This window comes from Xanthomarina sp., from assembly GCF_035306705.1.
GTDB lineage: Bacteria > Bacteroidota > Bacteroidia > Flavobacteriales > Flavobacteriaceae > Xanthomarina.
The window spans coordinates 1-21,649 of record NZ_DATGNO010000019.1 but is presented as its reverse complement, the minus strand read 5'-3'; the positions used below and the strand labels follow the sequence as shown (position 1 = coordinate 21,649).

The following is a 21,649-nucleotide window of genomic DNA, read 5'->3' as shown; positions in this document are numbered from 1 at the left end:
TAAAATTACCAAGCAGGTTACCAATAGAGAAACCGCTTCCCTAGACAAATATCTTCAAGAAATTGGAAAAGTTGACTTAATTACTGCAGACGAGGAAGTAGAATTAGCACAACGTATTAAAGCAGGAGATCAACTTGCTTTGGAGAAGTTGACAAAAGCTAACTTACGTTTCGTTGTTTCGGTAGCTAAGCAATATCAAAATCAAGGTTTAACCTTACCAGATTTAATTAACGAAGGAAATTTAGGACTTATAAAAGCCGCACAACGTTTTGACGAAACCCGTGGTTTTAAGTTTATTTCTTATGCTGTTTGGTGGATTAGACAATCTATATTACAAGCCTTGGCCGAACAATCTCGTATTGTACGTTTACCTTTAAACAAAATTGGTTCTATTAATAAAATCAATAAAACCTTCGCTTTTTTAGAGCAAGCACACGAGCGTCCGCCAAGTGCAGAAGAAATTGCCAAAGAATTAGACATGACTATTAACGATGTTAAAGAGTCCATGAAAAATTCTGGCCGTCACGTAAGCATGGATGCGCCTTTAGTTGAAGGTGAAGATTCTAACTTATACGACGTATTAAATAGTGGAGAGTCTCCAAATCCAGATAGAGATTTATTACACGAATCTTTACGTACGGAAATTGAAAGAGCACTTGAAACTTTAACACCTCGTGAAGCAGATGTTATTCGTTTATATTTTGGTTTAGCCAATCAACATCCAATGACTTTAGAAGAAATTGGTGAAACATTCGACCTAACCAGAGAACGTGTTAGACAAATTAAAGAAAAAGCTATTCGCAGATTAAAACATACGTCTAGAAGTAAAATATTAAAAACTTACTTAGGATAAAAAGATAAATTTCAAGAGTTAAAATTTTGACCCTTGGAGTTTTACGATAACTAACAGTATATTCTCGCTTAGGTGAGATACCCACTTTCGTGGGTACTAAGACTGTTCGTTTTTTGATTGATGAAAGAAGCCAGAGCTGATTACTCTGGCTTCATTTTTTTTAGACCCTTCCTAAATCCTTCATAAAGGGAAGCCACTATAAAAAGACTTTATTATCTTTACGCAAACAAAACGACAACACTACAATGAACTCAAAAATAATAGCACCTTCCATGTTAGCAGCCGATTTTGGCAACATGCAACGCGATGTAGAAATGGTTAATAATAGTGAAGCTGACTGGTTTCATATAGATGTAATGGATGGGCATTTTGTTCCTAACATTTCTTATGGAATGCCAGTAATTCAAGCCATCAAAAAACATGCTACCAAACCTTTGGATGTGCATTTAATGATTGAAAAACCGGAACGTTACATCGAAGAATTCGCTAAAGTTGGGGCAGATATTATTACTGTTCATTACGAATCTACAGTACATTTACACAGAACGCTTTCCCAAATAGAGGATGCTGGATGCAAAGCTGGAGTGGTTTTAAATTTAACAACTCCCATTTCAGTTTTGGAGGATATTTTACCAAAATGTTATATGATTTTGCTTATGTCCATCAATCCTGGTTTTGGAGGACAGAAATTTGAAGAGATGACCTATAATCGAATCAAGAAATTAAGACGTATGATTGACGAACAAGGCTTAAGCACGAAAATTGAAATTGATGGAGGCGTTACGGACAAAAATATCAAACAATTGGTAGATGCTGGCGCAGATGCCTTTGTTGCAGGAAGTCATGTGTTTAAAAGTGCTAATCCAATAGAAACTATAAAGCGATTAAAACAGCTTGCCAATTCATAAAAAAAAGCTCCAAATGGAGCTTTTTTCAGTTGGAATTAGTAATCAATTGGTTAGAATTGTTCAATTAAATAGTTGATTAAATCTGTTGTTGTAACTATACCTACTAATTTGTTGTCATCTACTACCGGCAAGGCATGAAACTCTTTTTTAGCCAGTATTTCAGCTGCTTCTTTTATAGTTGTTGTCGAGGTTACCGTAGTTAGGTTTTTGGCCATCACCTGTTCAATGGTAAACATATTATAAACAACGGTATCCACAGTGTCTTCATCTTCGTCAATGGCATCGGCAAAACTAATTCTCAGTAAATCTGTATAGCTTAACATCCCGATAATTTTATCGCCACTAACCACAGGAATATGTCTTATTTTTTTCTTTTTAAATATGCGCTCTGCAGTTTCCAAATCGTCTTTATTATTTAAAGTAATGACGTTTTTGGTCATTATGTCTGAAATAGGTGCTCTTCGTTTCATGTCTTAGGTTTTAAATTCTTTATTAAAGATAGGTTACCAAAACATAATAAAGAATGATAAAAGTCATGTAGACAGTTTAATACCCCGAAAAATTAAAATTCAGCATTTGCTTGGTCTTAGCATACACTTCTGGAAATTGCGATCTAAATTCCATGGGACTTTCAATAAAAGTCTCAATAACCACAGCAATAAATTCAAATTGATTGGTAAGCGCATAGTCTCTAAAGTAGCCTGAAGTCATCATCCGTTGACGTATGTTTTCATGGCTGGCCAATAAATCGTTCAATTCATAAAAGGAATCAGCAAAGATGGTGGCTCCAATGTGTTTTTCTCTCATACTATTTAAATGAATAGCGTGAGCAAACTCATGGATTCCTAAATTGAGATTGTCGTTATTTATATCGTAACCTTCTAAAAAATGCGACCAAGACAAAACCAATGCTTTTAGTTGAAAATTGTATTCTCCTTTATGATAGGCATCGTTTGTTTGGGAGTAAAATTCGGTTGGATAAATAAAAATCATTTTTACTGAACGGATATAGAAGTTCCTAAAACCAAAAGTCAACATAACTGCTGTAGCCGAAATCAAAACTTTCATTTCTTCTGAAACAACTACTCCGTTTCGCCCTACAAATTCTTTATGTGAAATAAATCGAACCAAGCGATGTTCAAAAAACTTTTGCTCCTTAGCTGGGAGTCGTTTATAAAAGACGAATTTCTCCTCCAGAATGGCTCTTTGATGCTCTGGTAATTTCTTTAAAAAGATGGAACTATGGCGATAGAGGGGTTTTTTATAGATTAAAACGTAAGCCGTTTCCACCATATTAACAAGTGCATAAATAATTAAGCCGGATAGCACGGCAACCATAACACCAAATATAATTAGATATTCTATAGATATTTCGGGCAGGTTTATCATTGGTCGGGCAAATTGTAAGTTCTGATAAATCTAAGAAATTAAATATACAGTTACGAGCGGAATTTTAGATATCTATCTAAAGTAATTATTTTCTAAGTAAAATAGTTTTTGATCTTTTTAAGATTCTTGTCTGAAACAAAAAAGCAAGCATAATATTATGCTTGCTTTTTTAATAATTAGTGACCTCGAGAGGGTTCGAACCTCCAACCATCAGAGCCGAAATCTGATATTCTATCCAATTGAACTACGAGGCCATAAATCCCTGCGAAAGCAGGCATCTTAACTATTTATTTTATCTTTTAAAAACTCTCTGCCACTTCCAGTTTTAAAATACTTTTCACGGAGCACGGCTTCCAATTTGGATTTAAAAATTTCAAAGTAAACTAATTCCCAAGGAATAAATCCTTTTGTTGATTTAGTTTTTCCTGCATTATGCTCCCTCAAACGCTTTTCTACATCGTCTGTATGACCTTTATAAAGTCTTCCATCAACATTACTTTTCAAAACATAGGTATAATAAAGTTTCATAGCCTTTAAATCTGATATGCCCTGCCTGCCGGCAGGCAGGTATCCAATTGAACTACGAGGCCATAAATCCCTGCGAAAGTAGGGATCTCTATGTTAAATTCCCATATTATTAAGCCAACTTAGCTCGTACAATATTTGAAATAGTTTTCCCATCAGCTTTTCCTGCCAATTCCTGACTCACTATCCCCATAACTTTCCCCATGTCCTTCATACCTTCTGCTCCCACACTTTCAATAGTCATAACAACTACTTTTTCAATCTCTTCGTCTGTAAGGGCTTCTGGTAAAAATTGTGAAATAACTTGCGCTTCTGCCAATTCCGGTTCTGCCAAATCTTTGCGATTTTGTTCTAAATAAACCGCAGCACTATCTTTGCGTTGCTTGACTTGTTTTTGAAGTATTTTAAGCTCTTGTTCTTCAGTTAACTCTTCTTTGGCCCCACCTTCTGTTTGCGCTAATAAAATAGCCGATTTAACAGCTCTTAAAGCCGCTAATGCAGTTTGATCTTTGCTTTTCATGGCCTCTTTTAAAGCCGTCATGATGTCTTGTTCTAAACTCATTTTCTTATCTTATTAAGAGCTTACGAAGATATAAAAAAGTAGGCATTTAATAACACTACTTGTGGCTTCCATTTCTAGTTTAATACAAGAATAATAAATTCCTCATTTTAACCTCTATGTTTTATGTGCTCTAAGAATTGAATGGGTATTGAAATTTCATCTTTTTAGTAAATTAAACAGACATAAAAAATAAAAACCCGAATAATCAAATTGATTTTTCGGGTTTTCGAAGAAGCTCTCACACTAAACTTAATTGCTATTAATCAACGTTATCATGTAAAAAGGAATTGTTGCTTCTAAATTGTATATCGTCATTATCGTCTGAACTGATACTGGTTCTAGACATATTTGAATCGGATGAATGTTGCGCTTCATCTAAATCAATACCACGACGTTTGTATGCCGGAATTCTTTCTATATCGTCAATTTTAGAATTATTGAATTTATAGTTAAAATCCTTCATTTTACGTCTGCGTTCTTCTGCTCGTTCTTTAAGCAATTCGGAGATTGGACTGTATAATGGGTCTACTTCATCCGTGGTTTGATTAGTTTCTGGTTCATTTATTGTTTTCTTTTCAAAAACGATTTCTTTATCCAGTTCTTCAGGGATTTCAATAACCTTCTTCTGACTTTGATTGTTGTTAATTCCAGATTCTATTTCAACATAATCGTCTAAAGCATATCTAGTCTCACCATGTGCATTGGTTTCTGTAACCGGAATAACTTCCACATAATCGTTAACTGGAATTTCCTTAATGTTCTGATCCAAATCAAACATCTCCAAATTCTCTTCTCTTTCAACCATCTTCGAATTGCTAATAGGCATATCGAAGGTTAGGGTTATTTGCTGTTCTTCTTCTATTTCAAATAGGTTTTCTTCTATTTTCTTTGAAACTTCAGTAATTACAAAATCGTCTGATTCTATCTTTGCTAAAACTTCCTTATAAACAACATCTATATTTTTAATAGCTTCTGAAGTTGGAACCAACTCATTCTCAGAATTTATATTTTTAGTTGGAGCAAAGGTTTCTTCTTCCCCAAAATCTAAAGTGTGTTTTACTACAGTCTTGGTCTTATCCTCTAATTCAATACTTGGTTTGATGATTGGTGGTGCCTGTTCCTTTTTTGTCAAATCTTTTTCAAAAGGTTTATCTTCTTCTAAAGCATGAATGACTTTTTTTACTTCTGTATTTGAAATTTCATCTTGTTGCTCAATGTCAAATCCAGTAGCTATAATAGTAACAGAAATAGACTCTTCTAATGAATCGTCTTCTCCAACTCCCATTATAATATTGGCTCCATGACCAGCTTCCATTTGGATATGATCGTTAATTTCACCTATTTCATCAATAGTAATTTCCTGAGCACCAGAAACAATAAGCAGCAAAACATTTTTGGCTCCAGTAATTTTATTATCGTTCAACAAAGGGGAATCCAGCGCTTTACTAATGGCATCCTGCGCTCTGTTTTGTCCAGAAGATGTGGCAGAACCCATAATAGCTGTTCCACTATTACTTAGAACCGTTTTAGCATCGCGTAAATCGATGTTTTGTGTATAGTGATGCGTAATAACTTCGGCAATACCCCTTGCAGCAGTAGATAAGACCTCGTCTGCCTTAGAAAACCCAGCTTTAAAACCAAGATTGCCGTAAACTTCACGAAGTTTGTTGTTATTAATTACCACTAAAGAATCGACACAACTGCGTAAGTTTTCAATTCCTATTTGTGCTTGTTGGTTACGCACTTTACCTTCAAACTGAAATGGCATAGTTACAATTCCAACAGTTAAAATATCTAAATCCCTAGCCATTTTAGCAATTATGGGAGCTGCGCCAGTTCCAGTTCCTCCTCCCATTCCGGCTGTGATAAATATCATTTTGGTATTGGTGTCCAACATACGTTGAATGTCTTCAAAACTTTCTATGGCAGATTGCTCGCCCACATCCGGATTTGCTCCTGCGCCCAAACCTTCAGTTAAATTTAAACCTAATTGAATTTTATTTGGAACACCACTATTCTGAAGCGCTTGAGCATCTGTATTACAGATTACAAAATCAACTCCTTTAATACCTTGCTGGAACATGTGGTTAATGGCATTACTACCTCCACCTCCAACGCCTATGACCTTGATAACATTTGATTGATTTTTAGGCAAATCGAAGGAAATGTTATTTTCGAATTCTTTGTTGCTGCTCATGAATTTCGTTTTTTAATGATTCTATTACTTTTTGCGATATCTAAAATATCTTTTGGATTAATTTTTTTGTACTAAACTTATTCGGCGTTATCCAGAAAGTCTTTTACCTTATCTGTTAACTTGTCTAGAAAAGAACGTCTTTCGGGTTTTTTGCTTATAATTTCTTCTTCAACCTCTTCTAATTGTCCTTTTTCTTCGGCCTCTTCAATAATTTTTTCTGCTTTTTTTCTCTCTTGTCTTTTCAAACCGTCCATAACTAAACCAACTGCTGTAGCGTATTGAGGGCTTGTGACTTCGTCGTCACTATCTCCAGCTAAATGTTCGTTAGGATAGCCAATTCTAGTATCCATACCTGTTATATATTCCACCAATTGCTTTAAGTGTTTTAATTGGGCACCACCACCAGTTAAAACGATTCCTGCAATAAGTTTCTTTTTTTGTTCTTCATGTCCATAATTCTTTATTTCTGCATAGACCTGCTCTACAATTTCCACAACTCTAGCGTGAATAATTTTCGACAGGTTTTTTAGAGTAATTTCTTTTGGATCTCTTCCTCTTAATCCAGGAATGGACACAATCTCGTTATCCTTGTTTTCTCCAGGCCAAGCAGAACCAAATTTTATTTTTAAAAGTTCGGCCTGTTTTTCTATGATGGAGCATCCTTCCTTAATGTCTTCCGTTATTACGTTTCCACCAAATGGAATAACAGCGGTATGACGGATAATGCCATCTTTAAAAACTGCTAAATCTGTGGTTCCTCCTCCTATATCAATTAAAGCGACTCCTGCTTCTTTTTCTTCGCGACTTAATACAGCATTTGCGGATGCTAAAGGCTCTAAGGTGATTCCTTCTAGATTTAATCCAGCACTTTTTATACAGCGTCCCACGTTTCTAATAGAAGACACTTGTCCAACTACCACATGAAAATTGGCTTCCAAACGTCCTCCATACATACCTACGGGTTCCTTAATTTCTGCTTGTCCATCTACTTTATACTCTTGTGGAAGCACATGGATAATTTCTTCACCTGGAAGCATGACCAACTTATGCACTTGGTTGATTAGGCGCTCAATATCATCTTCATCTATAACCAATTCCGAGTTTGGTCTAGTTATATAATCACTGTGTTGCAAGCTTCTAATATGTTGCCCGGCAATTCCGACCGTTACATTTTCGATTTTACATTCTGCAGCTGCTTCTGCTTCTTGTGCTGCAAATTGAATAGATTGAATGGTTTGTGTAATATTATTAACTACTCCACGATGCACACCAAGACTTTTAGATTTTCCAATCCCTAGAATCTCAACTTTCCCATACTCATTCTTACGACCAATCATGGCCACAATCTTTGTGGTTCCAATGTCTAATCCTACTGCTATATTGTTTTCCATAGTTTATATTTTGGTACACACAACCTGACTATCAAACTGTAAATTAACATTCGTATAATTATCAAGCGACTTCTCTTTTAAAGCCTTGTTATAAAATGCTTTCAAATTCATTATTTTTTTATCTAAATTCTTTAAACCTCCTAGCTGTACTGTAAAATGGCTTTGTCTAAACTTTAAAAAATATTGATGATTTTCGGTTTGTTGAATCTCTATCACATGTTTTTTTAAAAATTCGTCGTCATTCACTTTTTTAGCAATTACAAACACTTTTGAAAGGTCGTTTTTATCAACAACACCTGTAACTAGAGGTACTCGCGCAGAATAATTAGAAGACAAAGGCATGTAACTACCTTGGTCATCTATATAAAAAGATGCATTTGTACGTACTCTTGCTATAGGTTTTTTCTGCTCAATATCCACTGTAACTAAACCATTTACAGATAAATACACTTGAGCAGACTTGATTGTTTGGTTAGATCTTAGGGCAGTTTCCAAAACATTCAAATCTAAACTTTCTTTGGGCTTATTTTTAATGCTTTCCTTATTTAGTATTAACAATTTACTAACATTCTCATGTGTCAAGAAAAGATTGTTATCTCCTTGAAAATTTATAACAGGATCAGATACTTTTCTCACTTTATTTTTTTCTGAAGAAAAGGCATACAAAAACACTACTAAAAATAGTAAAGCAATCATTTTTATATAATTCCAGTTAATTTTCACCTTGTAAAGCTTTTTTAATATGTTTTACTTCTTCTCCTATATCTCCTGCTCCAAGTGTTAAAATTACTTGGGCCTGACTTTCTTTTATTTTTGAAATGAGATCCTTTTTAGTGATAAGCTGTTTATGATTGTTTTCAATCTTTCCCAACAACCATTCCGAGCTCACTCCTTCAATTGGCAATTCTCTAGCTGGATAGATATCCATGAGCGCAACCTCATCAAATTGGGCTAAGCTTTTAGCAAAGTCGTCGACAAAATCCCTGGTTCTACTGTATAAATGAGGTTGAAAAACAACCAGTACCTTTTTCCCTGGATACATTTCTCGAACCGCATGATACACGGCATTTATTTCTTCTGGATGATGTGCATAATCGTCAATATACACAAGCTTCTCCGTTTTAATATGATATGAAAACCTACGTTTAACTCCTTTGTAAGATGCTAAAGCTTTGGCGAGCTGCTGGTGAGGGCAACCATATTCTACAGCCATCGCCAAGGCTATTAATGCATTCGACAGATTATGTCTACCAGGTAGGTTAAATTGTAAATTTTCCAGTGTTGTTTTTGGAGTCTTTACATCAAAAACATAAACACCATTTTCTATTTTTATATTGTGTGCCGAATAGTCTGATTGATCTTCAATTCCATAGGTCAGTCCTTTAATTGGCAGGCCATTTCTAACAAATAGTTTACCATTATCTTTTACCTTTCTCGAAAAATCGCCAAAGGATTTTATCAATTCCTCAGCATTGCCATAAATATCCAAATGATCAGCATCCATAGATGTTATACAGGCAATATCTGGAGAAAGTGTTAGAAATGATCTGTCAAATTCGTCTGCTTCAACAACGGTAACTTCGGTTCCTCTTAAAATTAAATTAGAATTATAATTTTCACTTATGCCACCAAGGAAAGCTGATACCGGAACTTCGCATTCGTTTAACAAATGACCTAAAATACTTGTTGTTGTTGTTTTTCCATGGGTTCCTGCTACTGCCAAACAAAACGTGTTTTCAGTAATTAATCCAAGAACTTCTGCCCGTTTTAAAAGCGTATAACTTGGTTCGTTTTTAAAATAAACCAATTCCATATTCGATTTAGGTACTGCTGGCGTATATACAACCAAAGTGGTGTTGTAATTAAAAAAAGGCTCTGGAATATTAGCTACAGAATCTTCAAAATGAACTCGAATACCAAGTGCTTCCAAACTATCTGTAATGTCCGTTTGGGTTTTATCGTATCCAGCAACACGTTTCTTTTTAGCATGGAAATATCTAGCCAAAGCACTCATGCCTATACCTCCAATTCCTATAAAATACACGTTATCTATGTTGTCTAAATTCATATTTTATTTAAGTCTCGATTATTCTCGAACTATAATTTACTTGTTTAACAGTTTTTCTACTTCGTCAACGATATGTTTTGTGGCGTTTACTAAAGCCAACTTTTTTATGTTTGTACTTAATTCTTCTTGTTTTTCCAAGGAAGCCATTAATTGTGAAAACGTATTTTCAAAATCCACTTCTAAATCGGCTTCCTTAATAACCAACGCCGCTTTTTCATTTACAATAGCCATGGCATTTTTTGTTTGATGGTCCTCGGCGACGTTGGGCGATGGAATAAAAATAACTGGCTTACCAACAATACATAATTCCGATACGGAACTTGCCCCAGCCCGAGATATAATAATGTCTGCAGCTGCATACGCTAAATCCATGTCGTTTATAAAATCGTGGACTTGAATGTTCTTGGTATTGTCGTAAATTTTATATTTATCGTAATACAGTTTTCCACACTGCCAGATAATTTGCATATTTTGAGTTAATATAAAATCAAATTCTTTTTCTATCAGTTCATTTATGCGTCTCGCTCCCAAACTTCCTCCTAAAACAACCAATGTTTTTTTATCTTTGCTCAATTTGAAAGACGCTAATGCTTTGTCTCTTTTAGAATCGATACTCAATAAACCTTGTCTCACAGGATTTCCTGTTTTTATAATTTTATTTTCTGGAAAAAACCGTTCCAAACCATCATAGGCCACACAAATTTTATTGGCGTTTTTTGAAAGCAACTTGTTGGTAATTCCCGGATAGGAATTTTGTTCCTGAATTAAACTAGGAATCCCCTTAGAGCTCGCTACTTGCAATATGGGTCCACTGGCAAATCCGCCAGTTCCAATAACAACATCGGGCTTAAATCTGTTAATAATTTTTCTCGCATTGTACAAACTACTTATTAATTTAAACGGAAAACTCAAGTTTTTTAAAGTGAGTTCGCGTTGAATTCCTGAAATCCAAAGGCCTTCAATTTTATAACCAGCCTGAGGTACTTTATCCATTTCCATTCTGTCTTTTGCACCCACAAATAAAAATTCGGTGTCAGGAAAACGTCGCTTTATTTCGTTGGCAATAGCAATTGCAGGATAGATGTGACCACCTGTTCCTCCACCTGATAAAATAATTCTTAATTTACGATTCATGAGTTACAATTTCTCATTGTTTTAATTGATGCTACTACAATTAACAATAATTCAACTTTAAGTACTTCTAACTTTAGGCACTTATAACTTATATTGCTTCCGCCAAGATATCCAACGGATTATCGTCTTTATCTTCTTGTTCTTTCATTTCTTCTCTTTTGGCACTCACACTTAAAATTATTCCAAGAGCCATGCAGGTCATCCAAATAGAGGTTCCTCCACTACTAATTAATGGCAAGGTTTGTCCCGTAACTGGAAATAATTCTACGGCAACTGCCATATTGATCAAGGCTTGGAATACAATTGGCAAACCAACACCCAGCACTAATAATTTTCCAAAAATGGTATCTGCTTTTTGCGATACAATAACAATTCTAAATAATAACCACAGATAAAATATCATTAAAAGAAATCCACCTATCAAACCATATTCTTCAACAATAATGGCGTAGATAAAATCTGATGACGATTGTGGCAAAAAGTTCTTCTGAACACTTTTTCCAGGGCCAACTCCTTGTATTCCACCCGTAGCAATAGCAATTTTTGCTTTTTCTATTTGATAATCGGCTTCCGTATCTCCTTCATCCGAAAAACTTTCTATCCTACTCATCCAAGTATCAACTCTATTTGGCATGGCATCTGGAAAAGCTTTCGCTATTAAAATAAATAGCGTTAGAGCCAAAATTCCAGTACCTACTATAACCGCCAAATACTTAATCGGGTATCCTCCTAAAAACACCAGCATTAAAACCATAACAAACATGATGGCTGCCGTTGAAAAGTTAGCAGGTAAAATAAGTACCAAGACCAAAAAAACAGGAATCCATAACGGTAAAATAGTTTCTTTAAAAGTGATGTCTTTGTCCTGAATTTTTGACATATATCGCGCCACAAAAACCATTAACACTACAAAGGCAAAAGTGGATGTTTGAAACGACATATTAACCAATGGAATTTGAATCCATCTGCTTGCATTTGCCCCATCAATGGTTGTGCCTTGGAGCATGGTTAAAATCAACAACATGATAACAATAGGAATAAGCACAATAGACAAACCTCTAAAATAACGGTACGGAATTTTATGAACCCCATACATAATAACAAAACCTAAAAACAAATGCATTAAATGCTTTAAGAAGATGACAAACGTGTTTCCACCCTCTCCTATATACGCCAAATTACTGGCAGCACTGTACACAGGAAGGAATGAGAAAAGTGCTAATAAAGCAGCAATTGCCCAGATTAATCGATCTCCTTTTATGTTTTTAAATATTGGTCCCATGTTTTTTAACAACGAATGTCATTTCGTTTAACTTCTTCTTTTTTTTAGATTCCTACCTTCAAAGGAAGGCATTATAGGTTTCTTACAGCTTGTTTGAATTGTCTTCCTCTATCTTCATAGTTTTCGAATAAATCGAAACTAGCACATGCTGGAGAAAGCAATACATTATCTCCTGCTTCGGCTAATTTGTATGCAATTTTAACTGCTTCACTCATATATTGAGTTTCAATAATTACGTCCACCATTGAACTAAAGTTTTCCAATAACTTTTCGTTATCCACTCCTAAACAGATAATGGCTTTTACTTTTTCGTTTACAAATTGATATAATTCCTGATAATTATTTCCTTTATCTTCTCCTCCAACAATCCACACCGTTGGCGCATCCATACTTTCTAAAGCATAATAAGTGGCGTTTACATTCGTCGCCTTAGAGTCGTTGATATACTGAACTTTATTTATTTTTAAAACTTGTTCTAACCTATGTTCAACCCCATGGAAGTTTTCCAAACTCTCCCTGATTGTCTGTTTTCTTATACGTAATAATTGAGCTACTGTAGATGCAGCCATAGCATTTTTAATATTGTGTTTACCTTCTAATGTTAGGTCTCTTGTTGACATATCTATTTGGTTATTATCTATTGTTATTGTTATTTTATTGTTGCTATAATACGCGCCATTTTCTATTTTTTTTACTAATGAAAAAGGCAATAATTTTGATTGAATTGGATGTTTTTCTAGCCATTCCAAAATCACAGGATCATCTGCATCGTAAATCAGATAATCTTCTTTGGTTTGGTTTAAGACAATTCTAAATTTTGAAGCGATATAATTTTCAAACTGATAATCGTATCTATCCAAATGGTCTGGAGTAATGTTTGTAATAATGGCGATATGTGGTTTAAAATCTACAATATCATCCAACTGAAAACTACTAATCTCCAACACGTAATTAGGATAATCCTTTTCTAAGACCTGTTTTGCAAAGCTGTCTCCAATATTCCCTGCCAAGCCCACTTCTAATTCTTGTTTTAGAATATGATGTGTTAAGCAAGCCGTGGTGGTCTTTCCATTACTTCCGGTAATTCCAATAATAGTGGCTTGCGTATATCTAGCTGCAAATTCTATTTCTGAAACTATTGAAATGCCTTTTTCACGAATCTGTTTTACCAAAGGTGCTTTGTCTGGAATTCCAGGACTTTTCATGACGAGGTCAGCTTTTAAAATCCTTGATTCTGAATGCGCTCCTTCTTCCCATTCAATCTCATTATGTATAAGAACTTCTTTATATTTTTCTTTTATCTTCCCTTTGTCTGAAACAAAAACATCAAAGTCTTTCGATTTTCCTAAAAGTGCTGTTCCAACACCACTTTCTCCACCGCCAAGAATTACCAATCGTTTCATTTTATCTAATTTTCAGGGTTACGATTGAAATAATAGCCAATAAGATTCCTACAATCCAAAACCTAGTAACTATTTTACTTTCGTGATATCCCGCTTTCTGATAATGATGATGTAAGGGCGCCATCTTAAAAACACGTCTCCCTTCGCCAAACTTCTTTTTGGTATATTTAAACCAACTTACCTGCATAACCACCGATAGGTTTTCGGCTAAAAAAATACCGCACAACACAGGTATAAGCCATTCCTTTCTTACGGCAACGGCTATAACGGCTATAATCCCTCCTATAGTTAAACTTCCAGTATCCCCCATAAACACTTGAGCTGGATAGGCATTATACCATAGAAAACCAATTAGAGCGCCAACAAATGCTGCTATGTAAATGGTAATTTCTTCAACTCTTGGGATATACATGATGTTGAGATAATCTGAAAAAATTATATTTCCAGAAACCCAAGCAAAAATGCCCAATGTGAGTACTATAATGGCCGAGGTTCCTGCCGCTAGACCATCGATACCATCGGTTAAATTAGCGCCATTTGATACGGCTGTAATAATAAAAATGACAATTGGAATAAAAATTACCCATGCATATTTTGCCCAATCCGGATTTACCCAAGCAATAATTTCGGCATAATCAAACTCATTGGATTTCACAAAAGGAATGGTTGTTTTGGTCGATCGTTCTTCATTTTTAAAAAGTTTGGTCGATTCTACTTTTGGATTGGCCGCCAAAATTTCCTGTTGCTGTGCAATAGGTAGTTTTTCTCTTAAAGTAACATCTGGATGAAAATATAAGGTTGCCCCAACAATAATTCCTAGACCAACTTGTCCAAGAACTTTAAACTTTCCTTTTAATCCCTCTTTGTTTTTTTTGAATTTTTTAATATAATCATCTATAAAACCAATGGTTCCCATCCATAAAGTTGTAATCACCAATAAGATGACGTAGATGTTATTAAGCTTAGCCAAAAGTAAAACTGGAATAAGCGTGGCCAGAATAATAATAATCCCTCCCATAGTTGGAGTTCCTGCTTTTTCCACTTGCCCATCTAATCCAAGATCTCTAATAGATTCACCAACTTGTTTTTTCTGTAAATACCTAATAATGCGTTTTCCATAAATGGTAGAAATCAAGAGCGATAAAATAATTGCCATAGCAGCCCTAAAGGTGATATAACCAAAAAGTCTAGCTCCCGGAATCTGGAAGTGCGTGTCTAAATATTCAAATAGGTAATACAACATATATTATTATTTTCAGTCTTTCTTTTTACTCGTAACTTGAAGTACATTTTGCACTTATAATTTGGAACTACTTCTGTAGTTGTTTTAAAAATTCCTGTACTATTTTTAAATCATCGAAATCAAAACGTTCTCCTTTAATTTCCTGATAGGTTTCATGTCCTTTTCCAGCAATTAAAATAATGTCGTTTGGTTTTGCCATCTGACATGCTGTTTTAATAGCCTGTTTTCTATCTGTTATAGAAATTACTTTTTTAAAATTTTGAGGTTCTATACCTTTTTCTATGTCTTCTATGATTGTCTCTGGAACTTCATTTCTTGGGTTATCACTTGTAATAATTACCTTGGTACTTAAAGCCGAGGCAATGTGTCCCATTTTAGGGCGTTTTGTTTTGTCCCTATTTCCACCACAGCCAAAAACTGTGATCAATTCCTCATTTTTAGTTCGGATGCTATTAATGGTTTCCAAAACATTTTTCAAAGCATCAGGTGTATGTGCATAATCGACAATTGCCGTTATTTTTTCACCTGAAATAAAATATTGAAATCTTCCTGCTACACTTTCCAATTCGCTAATAATTCTTAAGTTTTCCACTTTTTCCAAACCTAACAAATCGGCTGTGGCATATATGGCCAATACATTATAAGCATTGAAGTTTCCAATTAATTTGGTCCAAACTTCACTATCATTTACTTTAAGCAAAAGACCGTTTAATTGATTTTCCAAAATTTGAGCACGATAATCTGCATACCCTTTTAAGGCATAAGTTATTTTTTTTGCTTTGGTGTTTTGTAGCATCACCAGACCGTTTTTGTCATCAACATTAACAAGAGCAAAAGCTGAGGCTGGAAGTTTATCGAAAAAAGATTTTTTCACATCTCTATATTCAGCAAACGAACTATGATAATCCAAATGGTCGTGAGACAAATTGGTGAAAATACCGCCTTCAAAATGCAAACCTTCCGTTCTATTTTGATGGATACCATGCGAACTCACTTCCATAAAACAATAAGCCACGCCTTCATCGTTCATTTCCTTTAAATACTTATTAATAGTTAAAGAATCTGGAGTGGTGTGTTTTGTTTCATAGGTTTTGTTGTCTACCATGATTTTAACGGTAGATAACAAACCAACTTTATATCCTGCTTTCTTAAACAATTGATACAGTAAGGACGCAACAGTTGTTTTTCCATTGGTTCCAGTAACACCTACTAGCTTTAAGTTTTCTGAAGGATTCCCGTAAAAGTTAGAAGCCATAACAGCCAAGGCTCTCGAGGTGCTTTCTACCTGCACATAAGTGATTCCTTCTACAATGTTTTCTGGAATTTCTTCGCAAACAATAGCAATAGCACCAAGCTTTATTGCCTTCTCAATAAAATCGTGACCATTAGACACCGTACCAACAATAGCTACAAAAACATCGTTTTTAGAAATATTTCTAGAATCGAAATCTATATTCTTAACAGACACACTCGTGCTGCCAACAACAGCATGAAGAGTTACTTTATATAATATGTCTTTTAAAAGCATCATGAGGCTTCAATTATAATTTTTTGGTTCTTTATAATTTTTATTCCTTGTGTCAAGGACTGTGTTTTAACCACACCCATACCCTGGGTCTGTACTTGTAATCCCATATTTTCCAAAAGTGCTATGGCATCCATTAATGGCAGACCAACAACATTTGGCATAATAGTTATATAGGTTTGGGCCGTTTTATAATAACTTTCGAACTCCTTATCTACAGCGGAATTATGGACTTGTAAAGTTTCAATCTCATCAATAATAGGTGTGTCCGTAAATATTTTTTGGGCAATGCGTTTAAATACTGGCCCTGAAACATCCGCGCCATAATAGCCTTTTTTAATACTAGGCTTATGTATAATAACAATGCATGAATATTTTGGATTTTCGGCTGGAAAATAACCTGCGAAAGACGATACGTATCTTGGGTTTGAATCCCAATCGTCCATCCAATACTCTGTTTTTGCTGTTCCTGTTTTTCCGGCCATAGAGAAATAAGGTGAATACAATGATCTTCCTGTGCCACGAACCACTACATTTTTAAGTATTTCCTGCACTTCCTTTATGGTTTTATCTGAGCATATTTTATTGTTGATAATCGTTTTATCAAAGGTTTCTATCGACTTGTTAAGTTCCCGTACTTCTTTAATAAAAGTTGGTTTTACCATAACCCCTTTATTGGCAACAGCGTTATAAAAAGTTAAAGTTTGTAACGGTGTTAACCTTAAATTATATCCGTAAGCCATAGATGGCAAGGCATTTCTACTCCATAACGAATGTCCTGGTTCTGGAATAACTGGTTGACCTTCTCCTAAAATTGAGATTCCTAAAGGTTCATTTAAGGACCAGCTTTTTAAGCGGTTGATAAATTTTTCTGGTTTGCCGGAATAGTTTTCATCTATAATGCTAGCAAACGCAATGTTGGAAGAAACCTCCATAGCTCTAGCCACCGAAATTTTTCCATAGCCCCCATGTTTAGAATCGTTAATGGAACGTCCGTAAAATATTTTACGCCCATTTTTTGTATCTATTACAGTAGCCGTATCTACAACTTTGTCCTCTAAAGCGGCCATTAAAGCCATTAATTTAAAAGTAGATCCTGGTTCGTGAGATTCGCCTACAGCATAATTTAGTTTTTCGTAATACGAACCATCTTTAGTTCTGCCCAAATTTGAAATGGCTCTAATTTCTCCTGTGGCCACTTCCATAACCACAACACAACCGTGCTCGGCTTGGTAGTATTCCAATTGTTGTAAGAGAGCATGATGGGCAATATCTTGAATATTTACGCTAATAGTGGTGTATAAATCATAGCCATCTTTTGGCTCTACTTGGTTATAGTCTGCTATAGGCTTCCATTGGCCTTTTCCAATTTTTTGCTTTAGTCTTAAGCCATCGGTTCCACGTAAATATTTAACGCCAAAAGCCCCGTCTATTCCGGGTCTAGTAACATTTCCTTTTTCATCAAACCGTTCGTAACCAATGGTTCTTTCGGCAACGCCTCCCATAGGATGCTCTCTTTTGGTGGTTTGCTCAACAATAAGCCCTCCTTTAAAAGCGCCTAGATTCAATAAAGGGAAATTTCTAATTCGCAAATAATCGGAATACCCAATATCCCTAGCCAGCAAATAATATCTATTTTTATTAGCTCTGGCTTTTCTTATTTCCTTTTGATAATATGAGGATGGCTTTCCCGAGAACTTCGACAAAGAATCTGCCAAGCCTTTTAACTCACTTTCAAATACTTTTGCTTTTGGAGTAATAGCATCTATTCTAATGTCGTATTTAGGTACAGATGTAGCTAGTAAATTTCCGTTTACCGAATACACATTTCCTCTGTTTGCAGGAATAACCACGTTTTTAATGGTACGCTCTTCGGCTAATTCTCTGTATTTATCACCTTGAACAAACTGAATAGTCAAAAGTTTAAACACAACAGCCAGAGCGAAGATGAACATACATCCTGCTATGAAATACAATCTGTTTAATATGCCCTTTTCCTTTACTGCCAATTTGAACTATTTTAGGGTTTTAACTTTTAATTTTGTTGGAGGAATCTCTGAAATGGCCAAGCCTTTTTCTTTCATCTTCAGTTCTACAACCGACTCTTTTTTGAGCTCCATGAGTTTTTTTCTGCCGTCTACAAATGCCGAACGTAATTCTTTTGCCTCGTTATTCAATCTGGCTATTTTATGTACTTTATTATCTGCGCTGTGCGAACTGGCTATCATAACAAAAGCCAAAAACGAAACAAACAAAATCATTCTCCAGTTTTTCAACGCATCATCGTTAACCAGAAAAGTTCCTTTTAATATGTTTGATACACTTTTTCTCATTACAGCTTTTTCGCAATTCTTAATTTCGCACTTCTAGCGCGATTGTTAATTTTAATTTCTTCTTTTGAAGGAATAATCATTTGTCCTACTTTTTTTAGAGGCACTTCAAAGTTCCCATACATATCTCGTTCCGGTTCCCCTTCAAACAAACCATTTCTAATAAAGCGTTTCACCAATCTATCTTCTAAAGAGTGATATGAAATAACACTTAATCGTCCATTTTTTTTCAGTAAATCTGGTGTTTGCAATAACAATTCTTTTAGTGCTTCAATTTCTTGATTCACTTCAATTCTAACCGCTTGATATATTTGTGCCAACACTTTATTTTCGTGTTTAGGTGGTAAAAATTTATTTAATACTTTTTTTAATTGTTCGCTGGTAACAATAGGCTCGACCGCTCTGCTCTCAACTATAAGTTTTGCCATGGCTGGTGCAGCACGCAATTCGCCATATTGCAACAGCACTTGTTTTATCTGTTCTTCGTCGTATTGATTAATAACGTGATAGGCTGAAAGCTTACTGTCCTGATTCATGCGCATATCCAATTCTGCTTCAAATCTGGTTGAAAATCCACGTTCAGCCACATCAAACTGATGTGAAGACACCCCAAAGTCCGCTAAAATACCATCAACTTCTTTCGCTCCATAAAACCTTAAGAACCTTTTGATGTGTCTAAAGTTTTCATGAATTAAAATAAATCGCTCATCATCAATTTTATTTTCAAGGGCATCGGCATCTTGATCGAAGGCAAACAATTTCCCTTTAGGTCCAAGTCTATTTAAAATCTCTCTACTGTGTCCACCACCGCCAAAAGTGACATCTACATAAATGCCATCTTCTTTGATGTCTAATCCATCTACAGTTTCTTTTAATAAAACTGGATTATGATATGTCGAATGCGTCATCATCTTGTCCCATTACTTCTTCAGCTAAATCTGCAAAATCTACAGTAGCGTCGTCTATTACTTGTTCGTACTTGTCTTTATCCCAGATTTCAATAATATTTACGGCGGCCGATAGCACGATTTCTTTAGAGATATCCGCAAAAACCACAAGATCCTTAGGAATCAATAATCTTCCTGTCGTATCAATTTCCACTACTTTTACACCAGCCGTAAACCTTCTTATAAAATCGTTGTTCTTTTTCTTAAAGCGATTTAATTTGTTAATCCGCTGCATTAAAGCCTCCCATTCAGACATTGGATACAATTCTAAACAAGACTGAAATACAGCACGCTTTACAACAAACCCATTTTGCAAAATAGGAGACAGCTGCTTTTTAAGCGCAGCAGGAAGCATAAGTCTTCCTTTTGTATCTACTTTACATTCGTATGTTCCTATTAATGAGTTCAAAGGAGTTCGTTGTTAATTTTGTCTTTAAGTTTCAAATATATCGAAAAATATACCACTTTTTACCACATTTTACCACTTTGTTGATAAATTTTCGACTAACAGTTATATTTTTTCGTTGTTCAATTACAATCACTCCTTTTAAATACTCACTTTCAGACATTTATAAATCGGCATGATTCCTATGAACTCCTTGTTAATATCTCTTTGGATATGTGATGCAATGCGAATCAATTATTATGGAAATATTATCAATGATTTAACTATATTTGTTTTCAATGAAAAGACTAACAAATTGATGGTGCATCGACTAAAGAAGGAAAAAGAGTACAGATATATTGAAGTTGGGGAAGGAACACCAATTATTGTACTTCATGGATTAATGGGTGGCTTGAGCAACTTCGAAGCTGTAACTAAGCACTTTAGTAATATTGGCTACAAGGTTGTTATCCCTGAATTACCTATATATTCCATGTCTTTATTAAAAACAAATGTTAAAAGTTTCGCTAAATACCTACACGATTTTATTGAGTATAAAGGTTTTGATGAAGTTATTTTGTTGGGAAATTCTCTAGGTGGGCATATTGGTTTATACCACACGAAACTCTATCCAAAAAAAGTGAAAGCCTTAATAATTACCGGAAGTTCTGGTTTATATGAAAGCGCTATGGGTGGAGGTTACACCAAGCGTAGCGATTACGAAGTGATTAAAAAGAAAGCGCAAGACGTATTTTACGATCCCGAAGTTGCTACCAAAGAAATTGTGGACGAAGTTTATGCCACTGTAAACGACAGAAACAAACTTATTAAAACCTTGGCCATTGCAAAAAGTGCGATTAGACACAATATGGCAAAGGATTTACCAAAAATGGAAACACCAATTTGTATTATTTGGGGTAAAAACGATACGGTAACACCGCCAGAAGTGGCTGAAGAGTTTAATAAATTGTTACCAGATTCTGAATTGTTTTGGATTGATAAATGTGGCCATGCTGCCATGATGGAGCATCCAGATGAATTTAATAAAATTCTGAATGAGTGGCTTGAGAAACGAGGTTTCTAAAAGTTTGGAGTTGAAATGTGCCTCTTACCCTTCACATGGCAAAGGAGTCACTCTTATGATAAAAATAGTTTAAAAATTAATATTACTAACCCCTACTTTCCTTTGGAAAGATGTCCAACAGGACAGATGGGAAAAAAGATTCCCGCTTTCTCGGGAACTAGAGATGGAAATAAAATCGGCAGAATTTGTAATGAGTAATTCGGATGTTGAAAAATGTCCTAAAAGCCTAATTCCTGAATATGCCTTTATTGGTAGAAGCAATGTTGGGAAATCTTCTTTAATCAACATGCTTACCCATAGAAAAAGCTTAGCAAAAACCTCTGGAAGACCTGGTAAAACACAGCTTATTAATCATTTTTTAATTAATAAAAACTGGTATTTAGTAGATTTACCTGGCTATGGTTATGCGAAAGTTTCGAAAAG

Annotated in this window: 21 protein-coding genes and 1 tRNA gene; 4 read left to right on the top strand and 18 right to left on the bottom strand. The window is 35.0% G+C overall.

Going from position 1 to position 21,649, the window contains the following annotated elements:
- Together VKY47_RS01425 and rpe are read left to right on the top strand one after the other, a co-directional pair.
- A partial coding sequence (locus VKY47_RS01425) for a sigma-70 family RNA polymerase sigma factor (RefSeq protein ID WP_324309759.1) occupies nt 1–853 on the top strand: 853 nt, incomplete at its 5' end.
- Nucleotides 854–1,098: 245 nt separating this feature from the next.
- Nucleotides 1,099–1,761, top strand: coding sequence for a ribulose-phosphate 3-epimerase (rpe, locus tag VKY47_RS01420; protein WP_324309758.1), 663 nt, complete (start codon nt 1,099–1,101; stop codon nt 1,759–1,761).
- 50 nt (nt 1,762–1,811) lie between these two features.
- On the opposite strand, the gene VKY47_RS01415 is transcribed toward rpe, so the two are convergent.
- The 18 genes from VKY47_RS01415 to mraZ form a co-directional block, all read right to left on the bottom strand.
- Complete coding sequence (locus VKY47_RS01415) at nt 1,812–2,231, bottom strand: CBS domain-containing protein (protein ID WP_324309757.1); 420 nt, start codon at nt 2,229–2,231, stop codon at nt 1,812–1,814.
- Nucleotides 2,232–2,307: 76 nt separating this feature from the next.
- Entirely contained in the window at nt 2,308–3,150 is an 843-nt protein-coding gene (locus VKY47_RS01410) for a zinc-dependent peptidase (protein WP_324309756.1), read from the bottom strand.
- A 180-nt stretch (nt 3,151–3,330) separates the two neighbouring features.
- Nucleotides 3,331–3,404 (bottom strand) — tRNA-Arg (locus tag VKY47_RS01405).
- Between the two features lie 25 nt (nt 3,405–3,429).
- On the bottom strand, nt 3,430–3,678 hold the full coding sequence (locus tag VKY47_RS01400) for a GIY-YIG nuclease family protein (RefSeq protein ID WP_324309754.1): 249 nt from the start codon (nt 3,676–3,678) through the stop codon (nt 3,430–3,432).
- 109 nt (nt 3,679–3,787) lie between these two features.
- Nucleotides 3,788–4,237: a GatB/YqeY domain-containing protein gene (locus VKY47_RS01395; RefSeq protein WP_324309753.1), complete on the bottom strand. Its 450-nt coding sequence runs from the start codon at nt 4,235–4,237 to the stop codon at nt 3,788–3,790.
- Nucleotides 4,238–4,496: 259 nt separating this feature from the next.
- Nucleotides 4,497–6,434 carry a cell division protein FtsZ gene (ftsZ, locus tag VKY47_RS01390; protein WP_324309752.1) on the bottom strand — a complete coding sequence of 646 codons (1,938 nt, stop codon included), beginning with the start codon at nt 6,432–6,434 and terminating at the stop codon, nt 4,497–4,499.
- 77 nt (nt 6,435–6,511) lie between these two features.
- Complete coding sequence (gene ftsA, locus VKY47_RS01385; RefSeq protein ID WP_324309750.1) at nt 6,512–7,825, bottom strand: cell division protein FtsA; 1,314 nt, start codon at nt 7,823–7,825, stop codon at nt 6,512–6,514.
- Between the two features lie 3 nt (nt 7,826–7,828).
- On the bottom strand, nt 7,829–8,521 hold the full coding sequence (locus VKY47_RS01380; RefSeq protein WP_324309748.1) for a cell division protein FtsQ/DivIB: 693 nt from the start codon (nt 8,519–8,521) through the stop codon (nt 7,829–7,831).
- 16 nt (nt 8,522–8,537) lie between these two features.
- A complete protein-coding gene (gene murC / locus VKY47_RS01375) occupies nt 8,538–9,893 on the bottom strand; it encodes a UDP-N-acetylmuramate--L-alanine ligase (protein ID WP_324309747.1) in 1,356 nt (451 codons plus the stop codon).
- Nucleotides 9,894–9,929: 36 nt separating this feature from the next.
- Nucleotides 9,930–11,027, bottom strand: a complete 1,098-nt coding sequence (gene murG / locus VKY47_RS01370; protein WP_324309745.1) for an undecaprenyldiphospho-muramoylpentapeptide beta-N-acetylglucosaminyltransferase — start codon at nt 11,025–11,027, stop codon at nt 9,930–9,932.
- 88 nt (nt 11,028–11,115) lie between these two features.
- Nucleotides 11,116–12,309, bottom strand: coding sequence for an FtsW/RodA/SpoVE family cell cycle protein (locus VKY47_RS01365; RefSeq protein ID WP_324309744.1), 1,194 nt, complete (start codon nt 12,307–12,309; stop codon nt 11,116–11,118).
- 71 nt (nt 12,310–12,380) lie between these two features.
- Nucleotides 12,381–13,712: a UDP-N-acetylmuramoyl-L-alanine--D-glutamate ligase gene (gene murD, locus VKY47_RS01360; protein ID WP_324309742.1), complete on the bottom strand. Its 1,332-nt coding sequence runs from the start codon at nt 13,710–13,712 to the stop codon at nt 12,381–12,383.
- A 1-nt stretch (nt 13,713) separates the two neighbouring features.
- On the bottom strand, nt 13,714–14,955 hold the full coding sequence (gene mraY, locus VKY47_RS01355) for a phospho-N-acetylmuramoyl-pentapeptide-transferase (RefSeq protein ID WP_324309740.1): 1,242 nt from the start codon (nt 14,953–14,955) through the stop codon (nt 13,714–13,716).
- A 67-nt stretch (nt 14,956–15,022) separates the two neighbouring features.
- Nucleotides 15,023–16,486, bottom strand: a complete 1,464-nt coding sequence (locus VKY47_RS01350) for a UDP-N-acetylmuramoyl-L-alanyl-D-glutamate--2,6-diaminopimelate ligase (protein WP_324309739.1) — start codon at nt 16,484–16,486, stop codon at nt 15,023–15,025.
- Nucleotides 16,483–18,435 carry a penicillin-binding protein gene (locus VKY47_RS01345; RefSeq protein WP_324309762.1) on the bottom strand — a complete coding sequence of 651 codons (1,953 nt, stop codon included), beginning with the start codon at nt 18,433–18,435 and terminating at the stop codon, nt 16,483–16,485. Before VKY47_RS01345 ends, VKY47_RS01350 begins: the two co-directional genes overlap by 4 nt.
- A gap of 60 nt (nt 18,436–18,495) precedes the next feature.
- Nucleotides 18,496–18,813 carry an FtsL-like putative cell division protein gene (locus VKY47_RS01340; protein ID WP_324309737.1) on the bottom strand — a complete coding sequence of 106 codons (318 nt, stop codon included), beginning with the start codon at nt 18,811–18,813 and terminating at the stop codon, nt 18,496–18,498.
- Nucleotides 18,813–19,718 carry a 16S rRNA (cytosine(1402)-N(4))-methyltransferase RsmH gene (rsmH, locus tag VKY47_RS01335; protein WP_324309761.1) on the bottom strand — a complete coding sequence of 302 codons (906 nt, stop codon included), beginning with the start codon at nt 19,716–19,718 and terminating at the stop codon, nt 18,813–18,815. The genes VKY47_RS01340 and rsmH overlap by 1 nt, the downstream gene beginning before the upstream one ends.
- Complete coding sequence (mraZ, locus tag VKY47_RS01330) at nt 19,696–20,166, bottom strand: division/cell wall cluster transcriptional repressor MraZ (RefSeq protein ID WP_324309736.1); 471 nt, start codon at nt 20,164–20,166, stop codon at nt 19,696–19,698. The genes rsmH and mraZ overlap by 23 nt, the downstream gene beginning before the upstream one ends.
- 295 nt (nt 20,167–20,461) lie before the next feature.
- Between mraZ and VKY47_RS01325 the strand changes: the two genes are divergently transcribed.
- A complete protein-coding gene (locus tag VKY47_RS01325; RefSeq protein WP_324309760.1) occupies nt 20,462–21,226 on the top strand; it encodes an alpha/beta fold hydrolase in 765 nt (254 codons plus the stop codon).
- A 163-nt stretch (nt 21,227–21,389) separates the two neighbouring features.
- The coding region (gene yihA / locus VKY47_RS01320) for a ribosome biogenesis GTP-binding protein YihA/YsxC (RefSeq protein WP_324309734.1) at nt 21,390–21,649 on the top strand (260 nt) is incomplete at its 3' end.